Raw genomic sequence first — 16,670 nt, forward strand, 5'->3', positions numbered from 1 at the left:
AAGTCTGATGGATAGGTGTCAATCGTCGTCCCGGTCGTCATCATCGCGGTCCCGGTCGCGATAACGACGGCGCTCGTAATCGCGGTCGTCACGGCGATCATAGTCTCGATCATAGCCCCGATCATGGTCGCGACGGTATTCACGACGGTGATCATGATCCCGATCGTACCTGTCTCCATCTTCCCAGTGAGGATAGCAACCTCCCAGCAGGAGAGTACTTGCAATGGTCAGGGTCATTATCGCGATGCGCTTCATTTGAACGTCCTAAAAGGTCAGGGCTGCGGGGATGAGGTGACGCTGGCGGCGAATTCAATTGCCGTGCGTTCAAACCCATCAATACGACCTTCCAACCGATCAATGATTCATTCAGCGCCTGGCCTTACAGCGTCCTTTGGCTGTTCCCGATGGTTTTCGCTTTTTCGATGACCCACTCCATCGCAGCCTCCATGTCCAGCAGATGCGGCGACGGGTGTTTGTCCTCGACGACGGCCGAGCCGTCGGGCCAATAGACGCCCATGAACATCTTCAGCGAACCGTCTCTCAATATCTCGGCCTTAACCTCAATCGTGCATCCGTTCGATAGCGTTTCCGAGTGGATCATGTGGCGCTCAGTCATGACTGCATTCCTCCCGTCGTAGCTATCAGCGTAAACCATGCAGCGCCGAGCGCGATGACGTTCAAGCGTCTATCTGCACCACCTCGATCCCCAATTTTTGATAATCCTCGACATTGCCCGAGGCCACGTGACGTTCGGTGATCAGCGTATGCACGCGGTTGCAAGGCGCCACAACGAAGGGTTCCACCGCGCCCAGTTTGTCCGCAGTGGTGACGGCAATCACGTGGGAAGCGCTGGCGAGCATCGCCTGCTTCACCGGCACCTCATCGAAATGCAGCGAGCTGATGCCGACTTCCGGATGAATGGCGCAAACCCCGGTGAACACCAGATCGGCCTTGATGCCTTCGATCAACCGCAGGGTTTCATGGCCGCCGGAAGACATCGTCGCGGGATTGAGCTGACCACCGGCGACGATCACCGTGATGCCTTTGTATTCAGCCAGGGTGATCGCGATCATCGGCGACGCGGTGATGGCCGTGATGCAGATGTCAGCGGGCAGCGAGCGCGCGATCTGCAGCGTGGTGCTGCCGGAATCGAAAATCACGATCTGGCCGTTTTTGACCCGGCGTGCGGCGAGTTGGGCCAGCCGGGTTTTCACTTCATCGGTTTCGCCGACCCGGGTGAAGTAATCCTTGCCCGTGTCCTTGGGCCGCGGCAGCGCCCCGCCGTGTACCCGTTGCACCAGCCCTGCGCTGGCCAGCTCCGACAGATCCCGGCGAATGGTGTCTTCGGACACAGCGAAATGCTGGCTCAGTTCGGAGGCCACGACCTTGCCGTCGCGTTCGAGGATCAGCAGGATTTTTTGACGGCGCAGCTGCGGGAGTTCGGCGCTGGAGTGCTCAGCTTGCATGGTTATGCCTGTTTTTGCTTGTTTGTGCGAGATTAGCCAAACAGCGGGATGAACACAACCGGCAGCAGAAGAAGAGAACTCATGCCAAGCGCAGAACCTGTGGGAGCGGGCTTGCTCGCGAAGGCGGCGGCACATCCAGCATTGATGTCGACTGACACACCGCTTTCGCGAGCAAGCCCGCTCCCACATTGGATTGCATTTAACTGACGTTAATCACAACGCTTTCACGATGAACTCGCGCAACCATTGATGCGCAGGGTCGCGATGAGCGCGTTCGGGCCAGAGCATCGACATCTCGTAACCCGGGACTTCATGCGGAGGCTCAACCACTTCCAGCGCACGCGCATCGCGAACCAGCCGCGACGGCAGCATCGCCACCATGTCAGTGCTCTCAACCACCGACCGGACAAACAGGAAATGGGGGACCGACAGCACCACCCGACGCGTCATGCCCATCTGCGTAAGCGCCTTGTCGGTAACACCCTGGAAGCCCCCGCCATCCGGCGACACGATCACCTGATCGAGTTCACAGAACTGCTCAAGTGTCGGTCGCTTTTTCAACTGCGGATGGCCAGCACGCCCCACCAACACATACCGCTCGGTAAACAACGCTCGACGCCGCAAGCCGAGGGGAGCGTCCTCGCTGGTGTGGAAAGCCAGGTCGATTGCCCCCTGCTCCGCTTGTCTGGCGATCTGTGACGGAACCAGATCAAACACCGCCAGACGCGTGCCCGGTGCTGCCAAACGCAGCCCGGCCAACGCAGGCAAAACGATGGTCGACTCACCATAGTCGGATGCCATGACATTCCACGTCTGCCGGGCCTCGGCGGGGTTGAAAGGACTGGCGGGCGACACGGCGCGCTCCAGGGCTTCCAGTGCCTGGCGCAACGGCTCGCGCAACTCATCGGCCCTGGCCGTGGGCCGCATGCCCCGAGGCCCTGGCAGCAACAGTGGATCACCGAAAATGTCCCGCAACTTGGCGAGATGAACACTCACCGAAGGTTGAGACAAATTCAGGCGTTGCGCCGCACGGGTCACGTTGTGTTCCGAAAGCAAGACATCAAGGGTCAGCAGCAAGTTGATGTCCAGGCGTCGCAGATTATTCATGGTAATACCTGGCATATTGGTTATTCATTTCCAATATACCGGGCAACATCCGATTCTGCTGGCTCCTGACGTTGGAGACTCAGCCATGAATGTTCTACTCGTTTATGCCCATCCCGAACCCAAATCATTGAACGGCTCGCTCAAAGACTTTGCCGTCAAACGCTTGGAGGCTACCGGCCACCAGGTGCAGGTCTCCGATCTATACGCGATGGACTGGAAGGCCTCGCTGGATGCCGATGACAGTCCCGGCCGGCCAACCGACTCGCGGTTCGATCCTTCGCTGGACTCCAAGCGTGCCTTCGAAGAAGGCCGGCAAAGCCAGGACATCGCCCTCGAACAGGAAAAACTGCTCTGGGCCGATACCCTAATTCTGCAATTTCCGCTGTGGTGGTTCTCAATGCCGGCGATCCTCAAAGGCTGGGTGGAACGTGTCTACGCCTATGGGTTTGCCTATGGCGTAGGGGAACACTCCGATGCGCGCTGGGGCGACCGCTATGGGGAAGGCACGCTGGCGGGCAAACGGGCGATGCTGATCGTCACAGCGGGTGGATGGGAATCTCATTACAGCCCCCGGGGCATCAATGGGCCCATCGATGATCTGCTATTCCCGATTCAGCATGGCGTCCTGTTTTACCCCGGCTTCGACGTGCTGCCACCGTTCGTGATCTATCGGACCAGCCGCATGGATGAAGCGAGATTTTCCACGACCTGCGACGCGCTTGGCCAACGGCTTGATGACCTCTGGAAGATCGCGCCGATTCCTTTCCGACCGCAAAATGCAGGGGCGTATGACATCCCGCAACTCACGTTGCGCGCCGAGATTGCTTCGAATCGGACTGGCTTTGCGGCTCACGTCAGAGAGGCAGAGCGCGATGAACCAGTCGCATGGGCGTCATCCGCAAAAGCACGCGCCGTGTAGAACAAACTGGCTACCCGCGAATACGAAAAAGCCCGCACAAGGCGGGCTTTGGAAATCGATGTAGGTGGCCAGCGCTGGTCTCTGGCTTACAAGGTTTATCGGGCCTCTCACAGAACAGTAATTGTTGCTTTGGGCTGTTCTGCCTCACACGGCATAAGGGCTGGATCTCAGCGCGGAGATCTTTCTAACCGTGTACCCTTGGGAGCGCGCCCCACGCTTCCTCGCTATCCCTTTGCGCATCAGTCTGCGTCTTCACCTACAGCTTCAGAATAGCAAATCATTCGAGGCCTGGGTCGGGCTTTTTAGACCGATTCTTTTCCAAGGGAACAGTGGGAGGATTGAACAATTCTAATGGCGCGCGCCCTCACCACAATGGCTCTCTTCTTTCCCTCTACGGGTGAAATTTCCCACTCGGCCCCGCACCCGTTTTTGTTGTGCGAAAAATCTTATAGCCCACCGTCTGCCTGGCTGACGTCATATCGACATCGATCACCATGACATTGGAGTGATTACCGTAAAAGGAATCCGGATCGACACTCGACAGCGTGGAAATTCCATTAGGCAGGGTGTGCGAGTGGTTCATGTTGTAGATCTGCTCAGGCCTTATGTTGGGGGTGTACTGGTTTATGGGGCTGGACATCAACTCATTGATCACCGTGCTTTTCTCGCCGCGCGAAACCTCCAGCGTGGCGTGATAAGAGGTGTGCATATCGCCCGTCAGGAAGGTCAGGCGTGACACGTTTGTTTCAAGGACATGCTCAAGGATGCGGCTTCGCTGCTCCTCGAAAGCAGGGTCCGACCATTTGTCACCTTCGGAGTTTTTCACCACCCCCACGAACGGCACGCTGGTGACAACGAACTTCAGGTCGTCACGGTAACGCGACAGCCAGCGCAACAGATCGTCTTCCTGGACCTCATCGAGCAAACGCCTTTGCGCCGTGCTGCGGTAGTAACGGGTGTCCATGACGAAGAACTTCACCGCGCCGTAGTTGAACTCGTAGTGGTAATGATGCTCGACATGACGGCTCGAAGGGTTGTGCGAATGCTGAAACTCCCAATACGCCTTGATGGCGGCATTCGCCAACGCTTGCGTGGACGAACCGGTGGCCGTGTCGAAGTTGTTGATCAGTTCATGGTCGTCAAGAATCATGTAATGCGACAACTCTGTCAGCGTCCGGCGCGCGGGCACACAGTCCTCCCAGGCATCCAGATACTTGTCACGAAAGAACTGCACATCGATGGAAGGCTGGCGCGGAATGTCCGAGTAAATCTGGTCGCCACAATGAATCATGAAGCGTGCGTCATTGTTTTTGGCCACACGAGAAATCTCGACCCAGGCACGGTCGGGTCTCTCCAGTATCCCGAGCGAGTGCAGATTGCAGGAGCCGAGCACGAAAGAGAATGATCCGGTCAGCTCTACCGCGGGAAAGGTGCGAAAACGCCCTTCGGTATAGGCATCACGAACTCGCTCATCGGGTGCCGCACCGCGGGTCTTGCCGAAGGCCACCTTCACGGTATACGGCGTATCGGGATTGAGCTTTTTCCACTCTAAAACGCCCGTATAGAACTCCATCGGCTGGGCATCGAGTATCTTGGTGGGGCCTGTCGCATTGTTGTCGCAATCCACTACATCAACAAAGGCCACCGGCCAACGCTCGCTGGCGCGTACCCAGACTTTGATCGACGTTTCGGTGGTATGACCAAGAATGAGCCGTGCCATCTGATTTCCTCCTGAAACCTGAGCAGCAGTTCAGTCGATAAATCAGTATTGCGCTACTAAGACAGCAAATCCGCCGCGTAGACGGGAAAACCGGCTACCGGTGTGTAAGGGATAACGCGCACCGTCCAAACGTAAAAAACCCGCACTGAGTTGCGGGTTTTTCTGTTTGAATCAGTCAAGCGAGTTGCCTCCAACTTCTGCTAGATTTGCCAGCCCAATGGCACGACAAGGAATGTTCGCACATGAAATTCGGCTACCTGATCATCTACGTCCCGGACGTCCCCACCTCACTGCAATTCTTTGAAACAGCGTTCGGAATCACCACCCGATTCCTCCACGAATCCAACACCTACGGCGAACTCGAAACAGGGGACACTGCTCTGGCCTTCGCCGCCGACGAACTCGCGGCGATGAACTTCAGTACGGGTCACATCTCGGCCCACGCCTCTGTCAAACCATTGGGTATGGAAGTTGGTCTAGTGACCGACGACGTCGCCGCCGCCCACGCCAAAGCGCTGAACGCCGGCGCCACCGAAATAGCCGCCCCGCTCATCAAACCCTGGGGGCAAACCATCTCCTACGTTCGCTGCCCGGATGGCACGCTGGTGGAGCTTTGCACTCCAGTTCAGGCTTGAGCGACAGGCAAACAAAGGAGTATCGAAACACCGGGACAGTCCACAATTTCAAAAATCGTTGAATGGAAAAATTGTGGTCTGTCCCGGTATTTCACGAGCATCAGTTTCGAACACCATTGTCATATGCACCACCCGTGAAATGTCCCATACAGGGCATTTCCCTCATTCGACCTGACCAGTCATTTGCATCGGATTTGACCAGCACGATTCGTGGACATGACCGGCAGAGAACGACCCAACACAGACGTTGAGCGACGCCAACCTTTTGCGGCGTCGTTTTGAGCTTTTCAATGCTCCAGCAACAAGGCCTCAGTAAGCCTTGCCGCCGTTCAGCTCTCAAGGAGCGCTTATCCGCAACGGAAATCCGTACGATTCGAAAAGATCCCAAACGTCCTCGCGATCGAAGAGCCGCCACCCCTGTGTCGTGAACTGCATCAGGTCATCCTCGCCGGGAAAGGAGTAGTAGGCCCCGGCAGATGGATCTTGAGACGTCCCCGTCATGGGCTCATCGCGCTCCAAGCGCCTGATTGCGTTCATGATGAGACGCGCGCCTGGTTGATAAAGTGAAAGGATGTGCCACAGCAAGGAGCGCTCCTTTTCGACTGCCACACGCGCAGTCTCAATGATGCGACCGACATCAATGCCGGGACTGTCGATCCAATGGAGAGTACAACCGATCTCCGGGTCCCCGTTCAGCAGCGCCCGGAAGGTCGCGAGAACACCTCGATATTGAGGCAAGAGGCCAGAGTGAAGATTGAGGACGCCGCGTGGCGGAATTGCCAACGCTTCATTCTTCAGGATTTGACCAAAGCGGATTGAGATGAACAGATCCGCTCCCGCATCCTGCAGCATTTGCAGGCCCGCAGGATCCCTCAAGCTGGGCAATACCCGCACAGGAACCCCAAAGCGTTGCTGCAGTTCTGCAAAACCGAATCGATGCCCGCTGCTGACCTGGTCGCTCGATCCGATTAACCCAGGGGCCAAGGCATTGAAGAAGTCCTGCTCGATCAATGCCAGTTGTCCGAGCATGCGTGGCACCTTCCTACCCGATCCCACTCTCTCCGAGAGGAATATTCCCACTGTGCTCTCGTGAATCTCGGGCAACAGGAAATTGAGAGTGAGATTGCTCTCCACGTCCCGGTTCACCAGAAAAGCGATTCGCAACTTCAGACCTCCTCCGGCAGACCTGCCTTGAGATGCAGCAACGGCCAATTCAACACAAGCGGATCGATCCCATTCCCATTGTTTTGCCACGACGTATGGACGGAAGGCCCGATCTGCTCGATCAATTCCGGCATCAGACTTAGCATAGTTGCTCTTTCGTCATTGCTACGCCCCCCAGCAGCTCCTGGCCGTTCTCTGCCGATCATGGTTACAAAGCGTGCTGGTGAAATCCGATGCAATCGGTGGTCAGAACGAATGCAAATGACTGGTCGGGTCGAATGCAAACGGGTGGTCAAGTGGAGTGCAATTGCGCTCCCAAGCCACCCCAAATTTAATGAACCCCGCCCCCACCCGTTCGCCTAACTGAATGACTATCAGGAGGTGACGAATGCAAATCGAAACAATCTGGATCGGGCTCGCAGCAGTACTTGTACTGATTGAGTTGTGGGCGATCAACAGGGTGCGTAAAGCCGAAGGTAAATCGAGCAACAAACTGGTGTGGATGGTGGTGATCGTGTTTGTGCCGCTATTCGGGCTGATCGCATGGGCCTTGGCGGGACCGAAGCACATTGCACAGACCCCGCACTCACCGCAGGCCAGACAATAACGCCGGACGGCGTGCGGTAACGATCTGCGAACTGCGCAATTTCAAAGAACAAAGCCCTGATGATGCGGGGCTTTGTCGTTTCTGGCTGGAACACCCTCCGGCACTCGCGCCTGCAACACGGTGCCAACACTCACTACGACCGCAACACCCCAATCGCCCGCCGATACTTCTCAACGCGCTCCAAATCCTCCCAGGACGGCTGGGCAATCCGCGACAAGTCGCTGTTCTCTTCCAGATCCGCCAGTTTCACCACCCGCCCGATCGGGTTCTGCGCCGCGCGCTCGACGAACGCCTCATAGGACTCGCCCGGCACCTTGGTCACCGACGCAATCGCCATCAGCACCGTTTCGCTGAAGCCTTCGTTACGCAGATCGTCGAAGCTGATGCCGCAGTCCTCGACCACATCATGCAACACCGCGACGATTCGCTCTTCCAGAGTGTTCACCCGCAGCATGACTTTCAGCGGATGCAGGATATAAGGCGCGCCACCCTTGTCCACTTGCCCTTCATGCGCTGCGGCGGCGATGGCAATGGCGCGTTCCAGTGTCTGACTCATGGGATTCTCCTCGGGTTAAATGCCGTAACGACGCGGCCAGGATTTTGAAGTCTGCAAAATATGTAGGAATTTGCCCGTTGTGGCGAGGGAGCTTGCTCCCGCTGGGCAGCGAAGCAGCCCCAAACCCTGCTAGCCGTTTCCTCAGACACACCGCAACGCCCGGTTTTGCGGCGGCTGCGCCACCGAACGGGGGCAAGCCCCCTCGCCACAGTGACCGCGTGTGGTCCTACACCCCGGTTGCGACTACCAAAATTGCTGCCTAGAGTGGGTCTGTCGCTGAGCGAATTCAGCGATAGGGTTTCGCAGCCCTGACGATACGTGTAGTAACCTTGCACCCCATAACCAGCAACGGTCGCACAAACGCGCCCGTACTCCGTTTTATGGTGGCTGTGTGTGGGAGACCTTCGGGTCTGCCGGGTTCCTCGTATCCTCGGTCTGCGAACCCGCACATAGCTACCACCCATTCGTTTCGCAGCGAACGGGAGTAGCTCTTCTTACAGATTCGAGGAAGATTTACTTATGAGTACCAACAAACCGCTTCGCCACTATTCCCCCATGTCCCACCTCGCCACCGACCACCCCGTCCTCCTCATCGATGCCGACGCCCCACTGCGCGAACTCCACAACTGCCTCAGCGAACGCCTCAGCGCCGTCCTCAAATACCTCAACCTCATGGCCTGCACCAGCCTGCCGGACTACGCCGAGCACGACATCAACACCGTCACCAACATCGCGCGGATCATGGTTCAGGATGTGAGCGATGTGTTTCGGGTGATTGAGCAGCGTGGGTTTGATACGCCCAAGGGGTAGTGACTTAATTTCAGTCGTAGAAAAACCGCATTACTGCGGTTTTTCTGCTTCTTGCTCCGACTCTGACAACAGCAATCAGTAAACCTGCACCCGCCACAACTCCCGCGACGAAGAACCCGCCGACATCGGCAGCCTTCCATGCAGCGTCCGATAGTTGTCGATCAACACCAGATCCCCCTCACTCCATTGATGAGCAATCAAGCAATCCTGGTCATAAACCAGCGCATTGACCTGTTCCAGCAACGCCTGCTGAGCCTGCTCATCATGGTCCTGCACAGCCTGACTCAGGGTCTGCAGTGTCGAGTCGGTGCCCTCTTGGTAACGCAGGATGAGTTCGCCGCTGCGGGGGTGATGATCCACCAGGCTGTACATGCGCGGTGAGCCACCGAAGTAGGTCATTTTGGTGTAGTAGGTGATGTTTACGCCCTGCCATTGTCGGGCGACTTGCTGCCCGACTTTGCGCAGTACGTTTCGGCTGTCGACGATGGTGGTCTGGCCCTCGCCCGGCTGCGGCGCTGTCTTGCAATACAGCATGAATTTGCTGGCGCAGAATTTCGGGTTGCGTTGAACCTGTGCATCGCTGTCAGGCAGCATGTTCAGGTCCCAGTGCAACGGCGTTTTCTCCAGCGAGTGCACCACGCCTTGGGGTTTGTCCGCGGGTTTGACCACGTGCACGGCGCCGAAGGCCCATTCGTATAGCGTGCCGAAGCGTTCGCAGCTGCGAGCAAAACTGTCTTGGTCGTCGAAGCGACAGCCCTTGAGGCAGACGAAACCAAAGGTTTCCACCAGTGCCTCCAGCAGGCCCGTGGACAGTTGTTCGAAACCCAGCCCCAACGGGTCTCGAACCACCAGGCCGAAGAGTGGAAGTTTTTGCAGTTCGTATTCGAAGCCTTTGGCCTGCGGGTTTTCTGTTTGATGGTAGAGCCATGGCCGCCCTTCATAGGTGACCAGCACATGGTGGTCCAGATCGACCTGGGCGCGGGCGCGAAGGGTTTGGCTACCGTCGAGGTTGCACACCGGTACGGCGTGCCAGGGGCTGTCGACACGGGTCAGCCCTTCGGCCAATCCAAAGGTGAATTTGGGCCCGGCATTGCTGTATTGATGAACCGACAATCGAATGTCATCGCCGAAGAAACGATCCACTGCCGCATTCAAGGCCTGCCCGCGATACATCATTTGGTAGGCTTTGAAGTTGATTTGCTGCAGGTACTCGTCCTCGCTCTGCCCGTCTTCACGGCACAGACGCAGGTCGTTATAGAGGTGACTGCAGAGGTGGTCATGGGCCTGGCTGAGGGATTCATCATCACGGCTCTGCTCGATCAGATCCCCAAGGTTTTTCCAGGGCAGACGGGCCTGCTTGATCAGGCTGGCGCGAACCGACTCGGCACTTTGGGCCTGTGGGAACAGGTCTTCCATGCTGACCCACTGGATCGTATGGGTGGTGCACAGTTCACGCAAAGCCCGGTTGTAGGTCTCGCGAACCTCGTCGGCCACCCCGACGATGTCATTGAAGGTCGTTCCGTCGCTGAGGATCGACACCACACAACCTGGTGCGTGCAACGCGGCGATGGCTTGGCCGAGTTGGTCGAGGCGCTCGATGGCGATGACCTCGCCGTAATCCGGCAGCACGCCGAATGTCTGGTCAATGGCATTTGGCGATTTGCAGGGAAAGCCTGGCAGTACCAGACGTACCGGCAGGCTCTGATCGAAGCAATGCCCCAGGCGTAGCGCGAGATGCGCTCTGCCTTGTGTGTCGAAACAATCATCCGTGCCTTTGAGCAGATAACCCGCGAGCAAATCGCTGACGGCAGCGATCCATGCGTCTCTATGTTCCATAGAACAACTTCCTTGAGAGTGTGTGTATCAATAGGATTTAACGGTGTCGCCATGCTCGGTGAACGCATGCGCTGTACCGCAGACTTGCTGCAGAATGCGCAGCAACCCGGCCGGCTGTTCGCAGCAGAAGTTCGGGGCCTGGGCCTGCAATGCAGGGGTCAGGCCATACCCCCAGGTGACCGCCGCCGAGTACATGCCTGCAGCACGGGCGGTCTTCAGATCGATCTCGGTGTCACCGACGAACAAACAGCGTTGCGGATCAACCGACAATCGCCGGGCGGCTTCCCATGCCACATCCGGCTGAGGCTTGAGCGCCCTGCCCGCGCGATGCCCCAGAATCGTCCCGAAGGTATTTTGTGGAAGCAGCGCATCGGCTACTTGCAGGGCCATTTCGTCAGCCTTGTTGGTGACGATAGCTAGCGGCACTTCCAACTGGCGACAGCCTTCGAGCAATTCCAATACGCCGCTGAATGGCCGGGAAAATTGAACAAGGTTGTTTTGATAAAGCGCCACATAGCGCTGGTGCATAGCGACCGCATCGGCAATGCCAAACCGCGTGGCAACCTGCTCGATCATCGCTGTGACCCCGCCGCCGACATAACCCCGCACTGTTTGCGCTGTCTGCGCCGGGCAACCGTGTTCGAGCAACACTTGGTTCAGGCACCAGGTGATGTCAGGCAAGGTGTCGACCAAGGTCCCATCCAAATCGAAGAGTACGGCTTCGACCCGCAACCGAGACGCCATCATTGAGCACTGGCGTAGTGACAAGGACGCCCCTTGCGGAACACCAAGCGGTGGTAGCGCTCATCGACATTGCTGCGTTTTTCGAGGGTGACCACACCCCGTCGCTTGATAGCCACCGAATGCCAGGGCGTACGCCACAGGTCACTGGTTGGCACCAACCGGATACCGATCTTCGTCGACACCGCCAGTTGCGGGTGAATCGACAGGCGCAGGCAATGCGGGTAACGCGCCTGTAACAGCGCACTCCAGGCTTCACTGCGCTGGATCACCCGCTGCGAGGCAGGCTTGGCGATTTTCTTCACCGCATTGAGACTCATGCCGGCGAATACTTTGAGCCCCGAGTAATCCTCGGACAGGAAGCGATGGATACCGCAGTACATCAACATCATGTGCGGATCATCCTTGAAGCGCTGCTGCAACAAGACCAATGACTGGCCGTGCTCGATCATCATCTCCTCACGCATGGCGTCCAGACAATCAAGCGGAGGATAGGCATCCCTGAGATCGAAATGGGCGAACGTGCCGGGATAGTGCTGTTCGGCGTAGTCCTGGATAGCGTCGGTGTAGGCTTTGACGTCTGCATCGGGAACATGCACCAGGTCAGAGAACACATAGCCATCGGAGCAGATATGAATCAGCGCCCCCGGTGCGTAGATCTCCTGGATCTCCTTGCACAGGCGATGTAACTCGTCGATCGCATGATGTTCAGCAAGATCAGGCAGATGGCTGAGGGTTTTCTTGCGGCTGGGCGACTTGCCGGGAAAGGCTGGCAAGACCATTTCAATCTTGCGACCGCTCTCGACCGCTTGCATGACCTTGGTTAGATGGGGTTCCAGCACCTGCAACGAAAGTTCGTGATCCTGCCCTGGGGCAAGGCTACGACGGCGAAACAGGCATTCGAGGATTTGCCGGGCAATATTCATGTGTGGAGTGTTCTGATGCTCGTGCATCAGCTGACCGCACACCTGTTGAGCAACGGTGTTTGAACCTTGCATAGACAATCCCTTGTGTGGTGAATAACGGCCATTTCTTGGCTGTCAGCAGATATTCCTTACCTGCGGGCGGCTAAATTCCTACAAGTCGTTAGGACTGTCAATCGTGGCAATCAGGAATATTGTGGGCTGGTTTGTGGTCGAGGGGCTCGATACGAGTGCCATAGAACAAAATTAAGCAGTGCTTTTTTGTGGCTAGACTCATGGTTGGGTGCTGGGTGTGACCGTCCTTGAGACATTACTTGGCAAAGGACGCGATGTCGCCGAGCTGGCTTTCGATGGATTGCTTGGAATAGAGCCGCAACCTGTAAAAGTTCCTGGATTCAAGGACCGTGCCTTGTTCAGTAGTGTTGATGAGAAAGCGCTACGGCTAATCGACTGCTACCGTGCCAGCCCAAAGGTTACTCTTCTCGCCATAGACGGCTGCTATCGACTGCTACAGGCTTAATGTTTTCTTTAGATATCAGAAGTTAGCAGGGGTGTTGGCGCTGATGATTTCGGCCTCGTCCTGCCCAATATTTCGGAACCGATGCGGCAGCGTCGTCGGAAAGTAATACTCAACAAAAAAAGGTCATAGATCTATTTGTCAAAATAGATCTATGACCTTTGAGATCCAGCCGAAAAGCTAGGTGAGCTTGTCTAGCACGTACTGCTTGAACCAAGCTGGCTGGGAATCCGACACAATATCTATGTCTTCTCCCTCAGTAATTTCGGCAATCTGGGCAAAGCTGGAATCGCCGTCTTGAGAGTTGTCGAAGATGTATGCCCGATTAGACACCAAAATAGCATCGGACAAGTTGTCCAGAGATCGCTCATAACGCGATCGAATCTTGTCCGGCGGAACGTCGTGCCCACCTATTGAGGCACGATATGCAACCCGAGCCACATTGATTTCAGCATCTGCGGTAGCTACGTAGTACACATATACCCGATAGCCGGCCAACCGAGCTTGCTGAAGCAACTCTATCTTGCTGACATCCGACATTACGGTTTCAAAAGTGAAGCTCGCAAGCTCCTGGATCAGCGATACACGGATGAAGTCGGAAAGCACTGAGGCAATGTACGAATCGATCTGCCGTGACGGAAACACAAGCCGCTCATCCTCAATGATCAAATCATCGAGCTTGGTCAAGGATTCAGGATATTTAGCAAGGAGCCCGCTGGCACGAAAAAAAGGAATCGCGCGACCCGTATATGCCTGGAGATTGAACTGTGCAAAATCGAACGCACCTGACTCACGAATACCTAACTCGATTGCATCAGGATTGACGTAATTGACAAGCAAGTGAGCTGGGACTTTTGAATTGAAAGTACTCTTTCCGCTGCCATTAGGTCCGGCGAAAATCCTGACTCTAGGTGTACTCAAGCTTGTAGCTTAGGGACGAATTCCCCCTGCCGATGCTTCTTGACCTTCAGTCGAGTACCAGCCTTGATCGTCCCGTAGGTCTCGACTGAGCGAAGGACCACAGTCCCAGCGCTAGATACTTTCACCAAATTACCTTCGCGAACCACAAGCACGGCTTCACCTTTCGACAGCGCAACGTTGTAGGCATCTCTAAATGCCTTGGCTGCAATCGAAGGTATTGCGGACTCTTGGGCGACAATTTGCGCCTCAGTCTTGGGTAGCTTCTCTTTCTTACGAGACATATCTGACTCCGACTCACATCTGGTACGTACAACCAACAATTATCATACATCCCAACGGGCGTCGAGCGCTCAGCCGCTTCTGGCCCAGCATGTTTCCTGGTCATTCTTGAGAGGCGTTCCGCTTAGGCCTGCTTTGAGCCGAACGGTCAATGCACCTGTTTCATCATCAGAAGTTAGCCGGGGTGTTGGCGCTGATGATTTCGGCTTCGTCCTGCCCAATATTCCGAAACCGATGCGGTAGCGTCGTCGGAAAGTAATACCCATCCCCGGCATTCAGCACACTAATCTGACCATCAACAGTCAGCTCAACCGTGCCACGGGTTACAAGCCCACACTCCTCCCCCTCAGCATGCACAATCGGCTCTTCCCCCGAACTCGCCCCGGGCGCGTACTGCTCGCGCAAAAGCCGCATCTGCCGACTCGGCACCGAAGCGCCAATCAGCAACAACCGCAGCCCATGACGCCCGAGATCCGGCTGTTCATTGGCGCGGAACACGTATTGATGCTCGCGAGGCGGTTGGTCGAAGGTGAAGAAGTCCGCCAAGGACATGGGAATACCTTCGAGCAGTTTTTTCAGGGAGCTGACGGAGGGACTGACGCGATTCTGTTCGATCAGGGAAATGGTGGCATTGGTGACGCCGCTACGCCGGGCCAGCTCGCGCTGGGACAGTTTGTAGCTTTCGCGTACTAATTTGAGTCGTGAGCCCGTGTCCATGACAGCCTTATGCGAAGAATACTTAAGGGGTAATGGGGGTGGGTGGCGGGCGACTGGTGGCCGCGGATTACGCCGTTTCCCGTCCCGGAACCGTGAAAGGCGGGTATTAAATCACGTTTGTTGGTGTTGCTCAGCAGGTTCGATAAATGGCAGATAAATCAAATAGGTGAATGATAGTCGTCCGCCCATGTACGAAACCTGTGGGAGCGGGCTTGCCCGCGATGGCGGTGTTCCGGGCTACATCGATGTTGACTGTGCCGCCCTCTTCGCGGGCAAGCCCGCTCCCACAGTGGTCGGTGTTGTTCGCAAAATTTGTGTATGTCGCCAATTTCCTTGTGGGAGCGAGTCTGCTCGAGATGGCGGTGTGTCAGTCGACTGCAATGTTGACTGTGCGGCCGTCTTCGCGAGCAAGGCTCCTACAGGAGTTGTGTCTGGCTTAGATGCCGAAACGGTCGCGTAGTGCGTAATACGCGGCGCCCATGGCGGTGAGTGGGGCCTGGAAGGTGCGGCCGCCGAGCATGGGCATGTGCGGCAGGGAGGCGAAGGCGTCGAAGCGTTCGGCGTCGCCGCGGATCATTTCCGAGATGAGTTTGCCGGCCAGGTGTGAGCAGGTGACCCCGTGGCCGCTGTAGCCTTGCATGTAGTAGGCGTTTTTCTCGATGCGGCCGAATTGCGGCATGCGGGACATGGTCAGCAGGAAGTTACCGGTCCAGCGGTAGTCGATTTTCACGTCCTTGAGTTGCGGGAAAGTCTTGAGGATTTTTGGTTTGATCAGTTGTTCGATGTCGTCCGGCTCGCGAGCGCCGTAGACCACGCCGCCGCCGTACAGCAGGCGGTTATCGGCGGTGAGGCGGTAGTAGTCGAGCAGGTAATTGCAGTCTTCGACGCAGTAGTTGTTGGTGATCAGGCTGCGGGCGACATTTTCGGACAGCGGTTCGGTGACGGCGATTTGCGAACCGCAGGGCATGCTTTTGCGCGTGACGCGATTGTCGAGGTCTTGAGGCAGGTAGGCGTTGCCGGCGATCAGCAGGTACTTGGCCCGCACCACGCCTTTGGCGGTGCGCACGGTGATCGGTTCGCCGTAGGTAATTTCCACGGCGGCTGATTGTTCGTAGATTTTGCCGCCCAGGCTGATGATCGCGGCGGCTTCGCCGAGGGCCAGGTTCAGCGGGTGGATGTGGCCGCCTTGCATGTCGAGCAGCCCGCCGACGTAGTTGTCGCAACCGACTTCGCGCTTGATGTCAGCGGCGTCGAGCATTCTCAGGTTTTTGTTGCCGTAGCGCTCCCAGCTGCGCTTCTGCTCGGCCAGGCCGTTGAGTTGTTTTTTGTTCAGCGCTGCGAAGATGCCGCCGGGGCGGTAGTCGCATTTGATGTCGTATTCCTTGATGCGCGAACGGATGATGTCGGCGCCTTCGAAGATCATGCTGCCAAGCACTTCGGCGGTTTTGTCGCCGTAGCGTTCTTCGATCACATCGACGTCGCGGCTGTAGGAATTGACCAGTTGACCGCCGTTGCGACCGCTGGCGCCGAAGCCGACTTTCGCGGCTTCCAGCAAGGTGACGCTATAGCCCGCTTCGCTGAGGAACAGCGCCGAGGACAGACCGGTGTAGCCGGCGCCGATTACGCAAACGTCGCATTCCACCAATTCTTCAAGAACCGGGTAATCACCGATCTGGTTGCGGGTCGCGGCGTAGTAGCTGTTTACATGGGTTTGTTTCATACGTTTCTCCGAGGGCCGCCAACAGGTGCCGG

19 protein-coding genes and 1 pseudogene are annotated in these 16,670 nt (G+C 56.8%); 4 read left to right on the forward strand and 16 right to left on the reverse strand.

Features of this window, described 5'->3' with window-relative positions:
* Window positions 1-18 precede the first annotated feature (18 nt).
* From IC37_RS03875 to IC37_RS03890, 4 genes are all read right to left on the reverse strand, one after another.
* Window positions 19-255 (reverse strand): hypothetical protein, encoded by a 237-nt coding sequence (locus IC37_RS03875; RefSeq protein WP_081729289.1) that lies wholly within the window; start codon window positions 253-255, stop codon window positions 19-21.
* Window positions 256-379: 124 nt separating this feature from the next.
* Window positions 380-616: a hypothetical protein gene (locus tag IC37_RS03880; protein WP_030128926.1), complete on the reverse strand. Its 237-nt coding sequence runs from the start codon at window positions 614-616 to the stop codon at window positions 380-382.
* Between the two features lie 61 nt (window positions 617-677).
* Window positions 678-1,466 carry a DeoR/GlpR family DNA-binding transcription regulator gene (locus IC37_RS03885; RefSeq protein WP_030128927.1) on the reverse strand — a complete coding sequence of 263 codons (789 nt, stop codon included), beginning with the start codon at window positions 1,464-1,466 and terminating at the stop codon, window positions 678-680.
* 213 nt (window positions 1,467-1,679) lie between these two features.
* Window positions 1,680-2,573, reverse strand: a complete 894-nt coding sequence (locus IC37_RS03890) for a LysR family transcriptional regulator (protein WP_030128928.1) — start codon at window positions 2,571-2,573, stop codon at window positions 1,680-1,682.
* An 85-nt stretch (window positions 2,574-2,658) separates the two neighbouring features.
* Between IC37_RS03890 and IC37_RS03895 the strand changes: the two genes are divergently transcribed.
* A complete protein-coding gene (locus IC37_RS03895; protein ID WP_033864846.1) occupies window positions 2,659-3,492 on the forward strand; it encodes an NAD(P)H-dependent oxidoreductase in 834 nt (277 codons plus the stop codon).
* A 391-nt stretch (window positions 3,493-3,883) separates the two neighbouring features.
* Here IC37_RS03895 and IC37_RS03900 read toward each other — a convergent pair whose 3' ends face one another.
* Window positions 3,884-5,212: an alkaline phosphatase D family protein gene (locus IC37_RS03900; RefSeq protein ID WP_030128930.1), complete on the reverse strand. Its 1,329-nt coding sequence runs from the start codon at window positions 5,210-5,212 to the stop codon at window positions 3,884-3,886.
* Window positions 5,213-5,454: 242 nt separating this feature from the next.
* Between IC37_RS03900 and IC37_RS03905 the strand changes: the two genes are divergently transcribed.
* A complete protein-coding gene (locus tag IC37_RS03905) occupies window positions 5,455-5,847 on the forward strand; it encodes a VOC family protein (protein ID WP_030128931.1) in 393 nt (130 codons plus the stop codon).
* A gap of 336 nt (window positions 5,848-6,183) precedes the next feature.
* Here the strand turns inward: IC37_RS03905 and IC37_RS03910 are convergent, their stop codons facing one another.
* Window positions 6,184-6,876, reverse strand: coding sequence for a formyl transferase (locus IC37_RS03910; RefSeq protein ID WP_256580642.1), 693 nt, complete (start codon window positions 6,874-6,876; stop codon window positions 6,184-6,186).
* 137 nt (window positions 6,877-7,013) lie between these two features.
* Window positions 7,014-7,157 carry a hypothetical protein gene (locus IC37_RS30050; RefSeq protein WP_177409371.1) on the reverse strand — a complete coding sequence of 48 codons (144 nt, stop codon included), beginning with the start codon at window positions 7,155-7,157 and terminating at the stop codon, window positions 7,014-7,016.
* Window positions 7,158-7,399: 242 nt separating this feature from the next.
* On the opposite strand from IC37_RS30050, the gene IC37_RS03915 reads away from it, so the two are divergent.
* Complete coding sequence (locus tag IC37_RS03915) at window positions 7,400-7,618, forward strand: PLD nuclease N-terminal domain-containing protein (RefSeq protein ID WP_030128933.1); 219 nt, start codon at window positions 7,400-7,402, stop codon at window positions 7,616-7,618.
* A gap of 133 nt (window positions 7,619-7,751) precedes the next feature.
* Here IC37_RS03915 and IC37_RS03920 read toward each other — a convergent pair whose 3' ends face one another.
* Entirely contained in the window at window positions 7,752-8,174 is a 423-nt protein-coding gene (locus IC37_RS03920; protein ID WP_007895876.1) for an HD domain-containing protein, read from the reverse strand.
* A 519-nt stretch (window positions 8,175-8,693) separates the two neighbouring features.
* Here IC37_RS03920 and IC37_RS03930 point away from each other — a divergent pair.
* The gene (locus IC37_RS03930) at window positions 8,694-8,984 is read left to right on the forward strand and encodes a hypothetical protein (protein ID WP_030128934.1); all 291 of its coding nucleotides are present in this window, start codon (window positions 8,694-8,696) and stop codon (window positions 8,982-8,984) included.
* Window positions 8,985-9,059: 75 nt separating this feature from the next.
* Here IC37_RS03930 and IC37_RS03935 read toward each other — a convergent pair whose 3' ends face one another.
* The 8 genes and pseudogenes from IC37_RS03935 to IC37_RS03980 form a co-directional block, all read right to left on the reverse strand.
* Complete coding sequence (locus tag IC37_RS03935) at window positions 9,060-10,820, reverse strand: L-tyrosine/L-tryptophan isonitrile synthase family protein (protein WP_030128935.1); 1,761 nt, start codon at window positions 10,818-10,820, stop codon at window positions 9,060-9,062.
* 27 nt (window positions 10,821-10,847) lie between these two features.
* A complete protein-coding gene (locus IC37_RS03940; protein ID WP_030128936.1) occupies window positions 10,848-11,564 on the reverse strand; it encodes an HAD-IA family hydrolase in 717 nt (238 codons plus the stop codon).
* On the reverse strand, window positions 11,564-12,559 hold the full coding sequence (locus IC37_RS03945; protein WP_030128937.1) for an isocyanide synthase family protein: 996 nt from the start codon (window positions 12,557-12,559) through the stop codon (window positions 11,564-11,566). The genes IC37_RS03940 and IC37_RS03945 overlap by 1 nt, the downstream gene beginning before the upstream one ends.
* A 460-nt stretch (window positions 12,560-13,019) precedes the next feature.
* Window positions 13,020-13,112: pseudogene (locus tag IC37_RS03955) on the reverse strand (cupin domain-containing protein); the annotation flags it as partial.
* A gap of 69 nt (window positions 13,113-13,181) precedes the next feature.
* The gene (locus IC37_RS03960; RefSeq protein ID WP_256580646.1) at window positions 13,182-13,841 is read right to left on the reverse strand and encodes a hypothetical protein; all 660 of its coding nucleotides are present in this window, start codon (window positions 13,839-13,841) and stop codon (window positions 13,182-13,184) included.
* Window positions 13,842-13,918: 77 nt separating this feature from the next.
* Window positions 13,919-14,203: a hypothetical protein gene (locus IC37_RS03965; protein WP_030128939.1), complete on the reverse strand. Its 285-nt coding sequence runs from the start codon at window positions 14,201-14,203 to the stop codon at window positions 13,919-13,921.
* A 166-nt stretch (window positions 14,204-14,369) separates the two neighbouring features.
* Window positions 14,370-14,918: a cupin domain-containing protein gene (locus IC37_RS03970; RefSeq protein ID WP_008068184.1), complete on the reverse strand. Its 549-nt coding sequence runs from the start codon at window positions 14,916-14,918 to the stop codon at window positions 14,370-14,372.
* Between the two features lie 436 nt (window positions 14,919-15,354).
* Window positions 15,355-16,638 carry an FAD-binding oxidoreductase gene (locus IC37_RS03980; RefSeq protein WP_030128940.1) on the reverse strand — a complete coding sequence of 428 codons (1,284 nt, stop codon included), beginning with the start codon at window positions 16,636-16,638 and terminating at the stop codon, window positions 15,355-15,357.
* Between the last annotated feature and the right edge of the window lie 32 nt (window positions 16,639-16,670).

This window comes from Pseudomonas sp. QTF5, from assembly GCF_000512695.2.
GTDB lineage: Bacteria > Pseudomonadota > Gammaproteobacteria > Pseudomonadales > Pseudomonadaceae > Aquipseudomonas.